This window comes from Candidatus Baltobacteraceae bacterium (assembly GCA_036489885.1).
In the GTDB taxonomy this organism is placed as follows: domain Bacteria; phylum Vulcanimicrobiota; class Vulcanimicrobiia; order Vulcanimicrobiales; family Vulcanimicrobiaceae; genus JAFAMS01.
This window is the reverse complement of the sequence record DASXEW010000003.1, coordinates 261397-273312: the sequence shown is the minus strand read 5'-3', so window position 1 is coordinate 273312 and position 11916 is coordinate 261397. Positions and strand designations below refer to the sequence as shown.

Sequence of the window (11916 nt, the reverse complement as noted above, 5' to 3'; positions counted from 1 at the left end):
ATTGGGATTAGGACGCGGGTCGCGCCACGTTGTCATTCGGAGCGTAGGCGCGCAGCTTGTCATCCGGAGCGTAGGCGCGCAGCTTGTCATCCCGAGCGTAGGCGCGTAGCGCCGTAGTCGAGGGACAGCGCTCATCCTTGTTCTCCTGTTGCTCATTGCAGCAAACGGAATTGCAGAAGCGGCAACGGTTCGCGCACTGCACCTTCCAGACGGTTACACGATACGGCCCGAGGCAGAACGGAAGGCAGTCGTTGTAGCGCGTGACGGTTCCGTTTTTGCGATCGCTTCGGTAATCGATGAACGCAGTAACCTCCGTGCGATTGCAATTCGCTGGCGCGACTCCGACGCTGCCGACACGTTCGAACCCCTCGACCTCTTTGGCGGGCACGATAAACTTCGGGGTCCAGGGCCCGATGCAGTGGCGGCATCAATGTTCGACTCCGCGTTCATGACGGTCGGCCAAGTTGCCGACGGTGCCACTATTCGCATGTATTATAGGGTCCAACATTGGTCGGCAACGTCTACTACGACATGGAAGAATCCACCGTGCGGTGAGAGCCGCTTTACCGGGACATACATTTTGGGCATTGACAATGAGGGTCGAATCGCGGTCACGTTCGATCCGAGCTACGAATCCGCGGGCATCGACCTCGAGAACCCCGCGTCCGTCCGCGATAATCTTCCAATCGCAGTAATTGTGCAAAAACAGAAGTGTACCGTGCTTGGTAATGCGATTCTGATGGCCGTCGACGGCAAATTTGCCGCGGGCTATCTCGGCTTCTTGGACGGGAAAGCTGCCCCGGCATCAGTCGACGTCATGGTGCAAAAAATGGTCGCTTTCCGTTGGATCGGCAAAAAACAGATTACGCTTGGTGCTGGAGTTCCGTACGCAATCTCGCGAACCGGGCTCACTGCGGGAGCGAGTGCTTTGCCGGGACACGCGAAGGAAGTGGTCTACGGTAACATGTTGGGACCAGCGGGCCGCTATGGATACGCACACCCGCACGCGACTGCCTGGCTACCCAACGGCCGGGAGGTTCGACTAGTTCGAAACGACGAGCGCAGCTCGGCGTGGGATGTTTCCGAAGACGGAACAATTGTCGGAATGGAACAGCTCAAGGATGGAAAGCACTACGCATTCCGATGGAAGAACGGGCGGTTGGAGCGACTCGATGACTTACCGCATCCACGCGGTTGGCGGTTCGAGTCGGCCTACGCGATCGCTCACGATGGCTCGATCGTCGGCATCGGAACCTATAACGGTGTTGCTACCGCGTTCGTTTGGAGCGAGTAGCCGGCACTTCGGCTGTCCCTCGACTACGGCGCTTCGCGCCTACGCTCGGGATGACAAGAGCTACGCTCGGGATGACAATTTGAAACGGCGTAATCCGCTGATCAAGCCTTCGGGCATGTTGACGAGAATCGCGACCAAGATTATTCCGAAGAAGAACGCTTGAAAGTCGCCGCGCGCGCTCGGTAAGATTTTCGGCACTTCGATCGAGAGGAATTGCCCGAGCGCAACGACCGCAGCGGCGCCGATGATTGCGCCCCAGACGCTGCGCAGCCCGCCGATCACCGACATCAAGACGAAATTCACCGAGAGCAAGAAGCCGAACGACGTCGGATCGATGTAGCTGAAGTACGACGCGTACACACCGCCACTCACACCGGCGTAGATTGCGCTGAGCACGAAAACTTGGCGCCGCAAGCGATCGCCGTCGATGCCGAGTGTGAGCGCGCCGAGTTCGCCGGACGCGAGCGCGATCAGTGCGCGTCCGTACGACGACGTCACGAGCCGGTTGGCAAACCACACGCCGATCGCGACCAGCGCCCACGTAAGCACCGCATAACTGCGTGTATCGAACGTGCGTCCGAAGAAGACGAAGCCTGGAACGCCACTGATCCCCGATGTTCCACCCACGAAATCCCACTGCGTGAAGACGACGTTGATCACGATGCCGAGCGCCAGCGTCGCGAGCGCGAGATAATTCTCGCGTAAGCGCAGCGCAACAAAGCTGATCGCGTAAGCAACGACGCCTGCGACGAGCGCGCCGGCCAGCGTTCCGATCCAGGGACTGATGCTGTAGCGCGTTGCCAAAACTGCAGACGTGTACGCGCCGATTCCCACAAACGCAGCTTGTCCGAGCGAGACTTGGCCGGCGTAGCCCATAAACAGATTGAGGCCGAGCGTGACGAGCGCGTAGAGTCCGCACAAGGTCAAGAGTCCCGCGTAAAACGGGGGCAAGACGAGCGCAAGCAACGCTCCGAGGACGAAGATCACGACGCTCTGGATTGCGAAACGTAGCTGCATCGCCTTGACTCGCTTCCCGGCAAGCGGTGGCGAGCCTTGCGGCGAAGGCCGTGGCGTGAGCGACGGCTTGGCAGGGCGCGTGGCGCTTGTCACGGGTGGGGCACGAGGAATCGGCGCGGCGATCGTTCGCGCGTTGTGGGAGCACGGCGCGAGCGTCGTCGTGGCGGACAACGGAACCGAGATCGACGGACGCGGCGAGGATTCAAACCTCGCAAACGAATTTGCCGCAAGCTTCGACGATCGTGTCGTCGCGTTTACCGCGAATCTCGCGGAAGCCGGCGCACCGCGGCATGCCGTCGAGCTCGCGGTAAGCTCATTCGGCGGGATCGACATCCTCGTCAACAACGCCGCGATCATTCGCGACGCGTTCACCTTCAAAGCCCAGCTCGAAGATTTTGAAGACGTGCTCGAAAACAACGTGACCGCCGCATTCGAAGCGATTCGCACCGCAACCGGGCTCATGCGGGACCAAGCGAAAGCGGGGCGTGGCGGCGAGCGTTATCGGTGGGGGCGCATCGTTAACATCGTCTCGACCGCGGGCTTCTACGGAAACTTCGGACAAGCGGCGTACGCGAGCAGCAAAGCTGCGCTCTTCGGGCTTACGCGCGTGGTTGCGCACGACATGGCGCGCAGCGTCGTCGCCGTAAACGCCGTGGCTCCGTTCGGCGCGACGCGCGTCACGGAATCGATTCAGCCGCAGAACGACGCGCAAAATGCGTACAAGAAACAGGCACTTGGAATCGACGCGGCGTTCGTGGGACGCTTCGTGGCGTTTCTCGCCTCGGATGAAGCAGAGTCGATCACCGGACAGCTTTTCTGCGTCCGCGGCGCCGAGGTTATGTTGTTTTCGCAGCCGCGGCCGATTGCGCGCTTCACGCTTGACGGCAACGCCTCGCACGGCGATATGGCGCGCGAGGTTCAGAAGCTTTCCGCGGCGTTTACTCCGCTCGAAACCGACTTGGAGGCGTTCTCGCATGCCGGCGTATCCTGACGTCAAGACTCCGAAAGCACTTGCCGACGAGCCCGCCGATTATCGCCATGCAGTCGAAAAGATCGTCGTGAGTCATGCGATCAACGAGCTCCATGGCGCGCGCGTGTTCGATGAGGTTGCCGTCGCATTTGCGCCGACGCCGTATTGGAAGTGGCTGACGTGCCGCGTTGCGATGGAAGAGTACGGGCATCACGTTCGGTTCTTTCGGCTCGGACGTGAGATCGGTGTGCCGGAAGATGCGATGCTCCCCGACACGTCGGCGAAGCGCACCCTCTCGATCTTCGACTTCCCGCTGCGAAGTTGGGAAGAGTTCGCGGTCATCAAGCTGGTTGCGGATCTCGCGGAGATCATTCAAGTCGAAGACCTCTTGCAGTGCAGCTATATTCCGCTCCGAAATGCTGCGAAGGCGACCTTACCCGAAGAGAAATTTCACGCCAAGTTCGGCGAGCAATCGGTCCAGGAGATCATCGAGACGCCGGAAGGCAGAGAACGCGCGCAGGCCGCGCTCGATGCGATCTTCCCGTCGATGCCGGCCTTCTTCGGGTCGGATCGCTCGAAGAACAACGAGACGTACCGCCAATTCGGGATTAAATTCCGCACCAATAGTGAGATGCGCGAGGATTATCTCGCGCGCGTGAAGCGAGTCGTCGAGGATCTCGGGCTGGCATTGCCGGCCGCATGACGCCTATCGTCGCAGAGCTCTGGCAATTTTTTCTCGCCGGCCTTGTGGTCGGCGGAATTTTCGCGCTGATTGCGGCAGGCTTCGCTCTCGTCTATCAAGTTTCAGGGATCATCAATTTCGCGCAGGGTGAGTTCGCCATGATCGGCGCGATGACGTCGTCATCACTTGCGAGCAAAGGCTGGCCCGTAGCCGCCGCAGCGATCGCTGCAGTCATCGTCGCCGGCGCAGTCGGCGGCTTCGCACAGCTCGTCGCATTGCGGCCGGCGCGTCGAAGCGGCACGGTTACGTTGATTTTCATTACCCTTGGACTGGACGTGGCGATTCGCGGAGCTGCGCTCTTCGTGTGGGGGACGAATCCCGTATTGCTGCCGCCGTTTTCGGCCGGCGCGTCGCTCGCGCTCGGACCTGGGACGATTCCGCCGCAAGCCCTCTGGGTTTTCGGCGCCGACGTCATCATAGTGCTGGCGTTATATCTGTTCTTTCGCAAGACGTACACCGGCGCGGCGGTTCGTGCGGCGATGGCAAATCCGAACATCGCGCGCGTCTTCGGCATGCCGCTCGCACACTTCGCGTTTTGGAGTTTCGTTGCCGCCGCTATGATCGGCGCCGTCGGCGGCGTCGTGATCGCACCGATCACGAGCGCGACCTACGACATGGGCCTGTACCTCGGACTCAACGGTTTTGTCGCGGCCATTCTCGGCGGACTCGATAGTCTCACAGGTGCCCTCGTCGGCGGGTTCGTTCTCGGGATCGTAGAGAAGATGTGCGGCGGACTCTTTTCGAGCGGATGGGAGCAGGGCATCGCATTCGTGATCCTGCTTGTGGTTTTGATAGCGCGTCCGCAAGGGTTGCTCGGACGAACGTTGCGGCGCGCATGAGCCTGCGCGTCGAGAACGTCACCGTCCGCTTCGGCGGCGTCGTAGCATTGGACGGCGTCAGCTTCGAAGCGCAGCCGGGCGAAGTACTCGGCGTCATCGGTCCAAATGGCGCTGGGAAAACAACGCTCTTCAACGTGATCAGCGGCCTGCAGCGTCCAAGCGCGGGGATCGTGACGCTCGACGATCGCAAGCTGACGAATCTTCCGATGCACCGCATCGCCGCGCTCGGCGTGACGCGCACCTTTCAGACTCCGGTCATGTTTTGGGGACTTAGCGTCTGCGAGAGTTTGATGGTCGCGCTCGACGCAAACGTGCGCGGTGCAAAAGCCACCAAAGAAGCGGCGTGCGCGCTGCTTGCGCGAACGCCGCTCGAACCGCATGCCGGCACGCTGACCGAATCGTTATCATTCGGAGCAGAGCGGGTGCTCGAAATGCTGCGCGCGCTCGCGGTCGAGCCCAAAGTGTTGCTGCTCGACGAACCGCTTTCGGGCCTCAGCGGCGATGAGATCGACGCCGTTCTTGAACTCGTGCATTCGGCGCGCGTGCGCAACGTCAGCATTCTTTTCGTCGAGCACGATTTGCACCGGCTGCTGACAGCTGCGGACCGTTTCGTCGTGCTCGATCACGGCCGTAAAATCGCCGAAGGTTCGCCCGATGCGATCTGCAACGATCCGGTCGTCCTCGACGCGTACATCGGCGACGAGCTTTCGGCATGAGCGAAAACGTTCTCGAGCTGGACGGCGTTGCGACGTATCGCGGCCGCGTGCAAATCTTGTGGGACGTCAGTCTCGAAGTCGCACGTGGTGAAACGGTTGCCGTCGTCGGTCCAAACGGCGCGGGAAAGACGACGCTGCTCGGCTCGATCATCGGTCTCTTTCCCCCCGCCAATGGACGCGTTCGGGTGCTCGGTCGGGATGTTACCGGCTCGGCGCCCGAAGCGATGGCGCGCCGCCGCGTCGCCGTCGTTCCGGAGCGCCGCCAGCTGTTCGGACCCCTATCCGTTCGTGAGAACCTCGTGCTTGGCGCCTACGCGCGTGCCGACCGAAGCAGTCTCGACGACGACGTAAACGAGGTTCTCGACCTCTTTCCGCCGCTCCGCAAGCTGCTGCGCATGCCGGCCGGCTCGCTCTCGGGCGGCGAGCAGCAGATGGTCGCGATCGGACGCGCGCTGATGGCAAAGCCGGAGCTGCTGCTGCTCGACGAACCGAGTCTCGGCCTCGCTCCGCGCGTTCGCGCCGAGAACTTCGCCGCTCTCGGCCGCCTGGCGGAGGGCGCAGCGACGATCGTTTTGGTCGAGCAGAACCTCCGCATGGCGGCGCGTATCTGCCGCCGCGCCTATTTTATGGAACGCGGGCGGATCGTCGGGACCGGAACGGCAGAGGATTTGGTCCGTAGCGGACGGACGTACTTCATGGGACAAGCTGAAAAGGAGAATTCGTGAGGGGATTTGTGCGACTCGGTATTATCGCTGTTGCTTTTGCGTTCGTTTTGGGGGGCGTTTCGCTACGCGCCGGTGACGCCGCGAGCGAACCGTATGTAATCGGTGCGGTGGTCTGCGAAAGCGGACCGGCATCGACGCTCGGAAGACCCGAGGCTGATAGCATTCAGCTCGCCGTCGACGAGATCAACAAAGCCGGCGGCGTGAACGGTCACCCGCTGCAAGTGACGATCATCGACGACGAGACGTCGCCTGCAAACGCGGTAAACGGGACGCGCAGGCTTCTCGATCAGCATGTGCTCGCAATCATCGGCACGTCGATAACGCAGGGCAGCCTCGCGATGGTGCCGGTAGCGCAGGCGGCAAAAGTGCCCATGATTTCGCTTGCATCGTCGGCGAGCGTCATCGAACCCGTGAGCGACCACGCTTACGTCTTCAAGATTCCCCCCACCGATACGGCCGTTGCGCGCATTCTGCAGAAACACATGAAAGCGGCCGGAATCGAAAAGGTCGGCGCAGTGTATCGTAACGACGACTACGGTAAGACCGGCGTCGCGCATTTCCTGGAGGCCGGCAAATCCGAGGGCTTCTCGGTGACCGATTCGGAAGCGATCGATGCTACGGCAACCGATGCGACGACGCAGCTCACAAAAGTGCGTGCCTCGAATCCGCAAGCGGTCTTGGTGTGGAGCACGCTGCCGTCGGTCTATGTCGTCACCAAGGGTTACCGTCAGCTTGCGATGGGCAACCTGCCGCTCTATTTCTCCGATGGAGCAGCCGATCAGCGCTTCCTCAACCAAGGCGGCGTTGCGCTAAACGGTGCGTTCATCGCCACGTCACGCGCCTCGGTCGCGAGCCAACTCCCCAATTCGGATCCGTCGAAGAAGATCGCGCTGCACTACGTGGGCGCATTCGAGTCGGCGTATGCGAAGGACAAGCCCGCGAACATGTTCGGCGGATTCGGGTACGATGCCGTATATTGGCTCAAGCAAGCTCTGGCGAAATCCGGGCCCGATACGGCAAAGCTGCGTGACGCGCTCGAGCACATCAGCTATGCTGGAGTTTCCGGCGTATTTCACACGTCGTCGCAAGATCACAATGGCCTCGCCGCCGATGCCGACGTCGTTACCAAAGTCGTCGACGGCCACTTCGTCTTGATCAGGTGATCTCACCACCGCGTACACACGTACGCCGTTCGCTCGACGATCGTTATACGCTCGAATCAGGGACGCTGTATTTGAGCGGAGTTCAAGCGTTGATTCGCTTGCCGATCGATCAGCACAGGCGTGACGTTGCGAGCGGTTTGAACACGCGCACGTTCGTGACGGGATATCCGGGCTCGCCGCTCGGCGGCTACGATATCTCGTTGCGCGCGGCGGGTGCAATCGTCGGCGAGAGCGGGATCATGCATGTCCCCGCGCAGAGCGAAGAGCTCGGCGTTACGGCGCTCATGGGAACGCAAATGCTCGACGACCATCCTTCGCGCGACGGTATCGAGGGCGTCGTCGGCATTTGGTACGGAAAAGGTCCGGGGGTCGATCGCTCCGGCGACGCATTCAAGCACGCCAACTTCGCGGGGACGAGCCGGCTCGGCGCGGTCGTCGTGCTCGGCGGTGAAGATCCCGAAAGCAAGAGCTCGACGCTCCCATTCCAGGAAGACTACGCGTTTATGAGCGCCGGGATACCGATCGTGTATCCGTCCTCGGTCGCCGAGTTCTTGGAGTACGGTTTGCACGCGATCGCGCTCTCCCGCTATTCGGGATGCTGGATCGCGATGAAGCTGATCGGGCAGCTGTGTGACGGCGGCGAGACGTTCGCCATCACACCCGACTTTCCGAAGATCGTCATTCCCGAGCTGACGATCGGCGGCGAGTCGTTCCGCAAGTACACGGATTTTCGCTTCTTCCCGGGGCTCAACATCGATCCCGAACGGCGTTTATATCGCGAACGGCATCTCGCCGTACGCGCCTACGCGCGCGCAAATAAGCTCGATCGTATCCACATGCGCACGGCGAACGACCGGATCGGATTGCTGTCGGCAGGGAAGAGCTTTTCGGATCTGCGTCAAGCCTTGCTCGATCTCGGATTTGACGACGACGCACTGCGGGCAGCCGGGATCCGTCTCGGACGGCTGGGCGTCATCTATCCCGCCGATGAGGATTTCTTGCGCGAATTCGCGGACGGACTCGACGACGTCATCGTCGTTGAAGAAAAGCGCGGCGTCGTTGAAGCCGCGCTCAAGGCTGCGCTCTGCAATGTCGAGCGCCGGGTTCGCGTCGTCGGCAAAGACGACGAACACGGCGCGCCGCTGTTTCCGGTCGAGGGCGGCATGGATGCCGACACGATCGCGCGCATCCTCGCGCCGCGGCTCGGGAAACGTGCCGAGACGCTGACCGCGATCGGCAACCGTACCTATAAAGAGCTACCGAAGCGCACACCCAATTATTGCTCGGGTTGTCCGCATAATACGTCGACGGTCTTACTCGAAGATCAGATTGCGTGGGGAAGCCCCGGTTGTCACTCGTTCGCATCGATCATCGAGCAGCCGCAGCGGCATATCGAAGCGATGACGCAGCTCGGCGGCGAGGGAATTCCGTGGATTGGGCTTGCGCCCTATACGTCGCGCACGCACATGGTGCAAAATGTCGGCGACGGCTCGCTCTTCCACTCCTCGTACATGAACATTCGTTTCGCGCTCGCCGCGGACGTAAATATTACGTTCAAGATTCTGTTCAACGGTGCGGTCGCGAATACGGGCGCACAAGCGCCGGTCGGTGCCAAGACCGTCGAAGAGTTGGTGCAGCTGCTTGCGCTCGAGGGCGTGCGCAGAATCGTCGTGCTGACTCAGACGCCTGAAACCTATCGTCGCGCGCAGTTTCCGGCCGTCGCGCAAGTTTGCGACGTTGACGAACTCGAGGCGGCTTCGCGCGAGCTACAGGAGACGCCCGGCGTTACCGTACTCATCTACGATGGGACGTGCGCGAACGAGCGGCGCCGGCGTCAGAAGCGCGGAAAAGCCGCGGCGCGGACGCGTTTTGTCGTCGTCAACGAGGATGTTTGCGAGAATTGCGGTGATTGCGGCTCGCTGACGAATTGCATGTCGCTCGGAAAAGTCGAGACGGAGTTCGGTATCAAGACACAGATTCACCAATCGTCGTGCAATCAAGATCAGAGCTGTATCAAGGCGGAATGTCCGTCGTTCGTTACCGTCGAGGCTGAGCCCGGTACCGGAATTCACAAACCGAAAGCGCAACCGATCGACGTCGCGTTGCCCGAACCAAACTACCCGCGCACGCTGCGCCGCCCGTATCATATCTATGCTCCCGGTGTCGGCGGCACGGGCGTACTGACGCTGAATGCGATTCTCGCGCAGGCTGCGGCGTTCGACGGGAAGCGCGTGTTGAGTTACGATCAGACCGGCGCCGCACAAAAATGGGGCGCTGTGCTCTCGAGCTTGATCATCGCCGAGCCCGAGCACGACCTCGCCGCCAACAAGATCGGTGCGGGTAAAGCCGATCTATATCTGGCGCTCGATCTCCTTGCCGCAGCGGATCCGGTCAATCTTGACCGGTGCGATCCGGAAAACACGTTGGCGGTCATCAATACGTCGCTGCTGCCGAGCGGTGAGATGATTCGCGACGTCCACTTCTCTGTTACGCCGCTGTTGCTGATCGAAGCAATTCGCGCGGTCACGCGCAAAGATTCCGACGTCCGCTTGGCGGCACGCGCAATCGCCGAAGGTGCATTCGGCGATCACATGATGACGAATCTGGTCACACTCGGTGCGGCTTATCAGGCGGGTCTCATTCCGGTTACGGCGGCCAGTATCGAAGACGCGATCCGTCTCAACGGGGTCGCGGTAGAGAACAACCTGCTGGCTTTCAACTACGGGCGCCTCGCGGTCTACGATTCGTCCGCGCTGTTCGCGCATATCGGCGCGCAGCAACCGCTGGCGGATCGTTTGGCGGGCCGGCGGGACATGGATGGCTCGCTCAAACTGCTCCAGCGCTGCGAACGTCTCGGCGAGCAAGCGCAGCGGCTGCTCCGCACGCGCATTCCTGACCTTTGCGCTTACCAGAGTCCTGCGTATGCGGCACGTTACGTCGATACGATCCTGCGCGTCGCCGAGAACGAGCGCGCAGTCAGCGGCAAAGACGGACCGCTTACCATCGCCGTCATTCGTTCGCTTCATAAGCTGATGGCCTATAAAGATGAGTATGAGGTGGCGCGCCTCTACGTCGACGGCGCCTTCGCGGCACGGTCGCGCGCGCTGTTCACGTCACCGCGAAAGATGTGGTACAATCTCCATCCGCCGATTCTTCGGAGCCTCGGCCTCAAGCGCAAGATTCGGATCGGATCGTGGTTCACGCCCGTGTTGCGCATGATGGCGAGCGCAAAAGCACTGCGCGGAACACCCTGGGATGTTTTCGGCTACGCCAAAGTGCGGCGCGTCGAGCGTGAGCTGATCGTGTGGTACGAGGAGATCGTCGCGGACGTGCTCGCGCGCCTATCGACGTCGAACCTCGCAGCGTCGCAAGAGGTTCTCGAGATTCCGGATTCGATTCGCGGATACGAAGAAGTGAAGCTGGGCAACGTCGCGCGTGCGCAGCTCAAAGCACGGGAGCTTCTCGCCAAGCTAACCTAACCGCGCCGCGGGCACTTACCCGAGCGTGGTGCGGGCTGCTCGCGAGCTGATCGCCGCTGCGCGCGATGGCGTTCCGCATGTATTCGGGGCGCTCGATCGTGCCCTGCGCGCGCTGTGCGACGACGTCGATGCCGTGACGGCATGGGAGCTCGATGCCGACCGCTTTCGGTGCGTGTTCGCAAGCGGCTTGCGCTACGCGCACTTCAATGGGGCGACGCTCTCCGCGGTTGCCGCGCGATCTCCGCTCGCGACCGCGAAGGCCGGCGGAATTGCGCTCTTCGTCGATGGCGAGACGCAACCGCTCCACCCGGGCGACCGCATCGCAGTTGCAGTCCCTCTCGAGAATCTACCTTTCGTGCTGTACGTCGCGTTCGCCGAACACCCGCCGAAAGCGACGTTCGCAGAATTCCTCGACATTTGCTCGATTGCCGCGCCCGCACTTGCGATCGCGCGCGAGCGGGCGGAAGATCGAAGCCGCGCGACCTACGATGGTCTCACCGGGCTTCTTACGCCGCGCGCATTTCGCACGCTCCTCGTTCAGAGTTTGCGGGAAGCGCCGAGGTTGCGAATCGTTCCGCGTTTGGCGCTGCTATTTTTGGACACCGATCACTTCAAAGAGTGGAACGATCGCTTTGGTCACGCCGCGGGTGATGAGCTCTTGCGGCGGCTCGCGGCGATGCTGCGCGGTCACGCATCCGGTCCGGAAGATCTCGTGGCACGAAACGGCGGCGACGAATTCTGTCTCGTTTGGTACGACTGTGAGAAATCACGCGCCGTCATGCGCGCAGACGAGCTTCGACTTGCGATCGGGCAAGAGTTCTCGGGCGAGACGGTTGCGATAACCGCAAGCATCGGCGTGGCAGCCTTCCCGCTCGACGCGCAGACCGCAGAGAGCCTGCTCGAAGCCGCCGACAAGGCAATGTACGAAGCCAAGCGGGCCGGACGAAACCGGGTCTCCTACGCGTGAGGTC

General features: G+C 61.5%; 10 protein-coding genes. 9 read left to right on the top strand and 1 reads right to left on the bottom strand.

The genetic code is table 11. The features are described 5' to 3' along the window. The first annotated feature begins 148 nt into the window (after positions 1–148). The gene (locus tag VGG22_07280) at positions 149–1294 is read left to right on the top strand and encodes a hypothetical protein (protein HEY1728155.1); all 1146 of its coding nucleotides are present in this window, start codon (positions 149–151) and stop codon (positions 1292–1294) included. 60 nt (positions 1295–1354) lie between these two features. On the opposite strand, the gene VGG22_07275 is transcribed toward VGG22_07280, so the two are convergent. After that, positions 1355–2311 (bottom strand): branched-chain amino acid ABC transporter permease, encoded by a 957-nt coding sequence (locus VGG22_07275; GenBank protein HEY1728154.1) that lies wholly within the window; start codon positions 2309–2311, stop codon positions 1355–1357. Positions 2312–2366: 55 nt separating this feature from the next. Between VGG22_07275 and VGG22_07270 the strand changes: the two genes are divergently transcribed. The 8 genes from VGG22_07270 to VGG22_07235 are packed head-to-tail and all read left to right on the top strand — an operon-like array spanning position 2367 to position 11912. After that, positions 2367–3302, top strand: a complete 936-nt coding sequence (locus VGG22_07270; GenBank protein ID HEY1728153.1) for an SDR family NAD(P)-dependent oxidoreductase — start codon at positions 2367–2369, stop codon at positions 3300–3302. Further along, positions 3286–3984: a Phenylacetic acid catabolic protein gene (locus VGG22_07265; protein HEY1728152.1), complete on the top strand. Its 699-nt coding sequence runs from the start codon at positions 3286–3288 to the stop codon at positions 3982–3984. Before VGG22_07270 ends, VGG22_07265 begins: the two co-directional genes overlap by 17 nt. After that, positions 3981–4862, top strand: a complete 882-nt coding sequence (locus tag VGG22_07260) for a branched-chain amino acid ABC transporter permease (GenBank protein ID HEY1728151.1) — start codon at positions 3981–3983, stop codon at positions 4860–4862. The genes VGG22_07265 and VGG22_07260 overlap by 4 nt, the downstream gene beginning before the upstream one ends. Continuing rightward, a complete protein-coding gene (locus VGG22_07255) occupies positions 4859–5578 on the top strand; it encodes an ABC transporter ATP-binding protein (protein HEY1728150.1) in 720 nt (239 codons plus the stop codon). The genes VGG22_07260 and VGG22_07255 overlap by 4 nt, the downstream gene beginning before the upstream one ends. Next, positions 5575–6303, top strand: coding sequence for an ABC transporter ATP-binding protein (locus tag VGG22_07250; protein HEY1728149.1), 729 nt, complete (start codon positions 5575–5577; stop codon positions 6301–6303). The genes VGG22_07255 and VGG22_07250 overlap by 4 nt, the downstream gene beginning before the upstream one ends. Positions 6304–6311: 8 nt before the next feature. Next, the gene (locus VGG22_07245; protein ID HEY1728148.1) at positions 6312–7466 is read left to right on the top strand and encodes an ABC transporter substrate-binding protein; all 1155 of its coding nucleotides are present in this window, start codon (positions 6312–6314) and stop codon (positions 7464–7466) included. Next, positions 7463–10945: an indolepyruvate ferredoxin oxidoreductase family protein gene (locus VGG22_07240; GenBank protein HEY1728147.1), complete on the top strand. Its 3483-nt coding sequence runs from the start codon at positions 7463–7465 to the stop codon at positions 10943–10945. Before VGG22_07245 ends, VGG22_07240 begins: the two co-directional genes overlap by 4 nt. A gap of 28 nt (positions 10946–10973) precedes the next feature. Then, entirely contained in the window at positions 10974–11912 is a 939-nt protein-coding gene (locus VGG22_07235) for a GGDEF domain-containing protein (GenBank protein ID HEY1728146.1), read from the top strand. Positions 11913–11916: the final 4 nt, after the last annotated feature.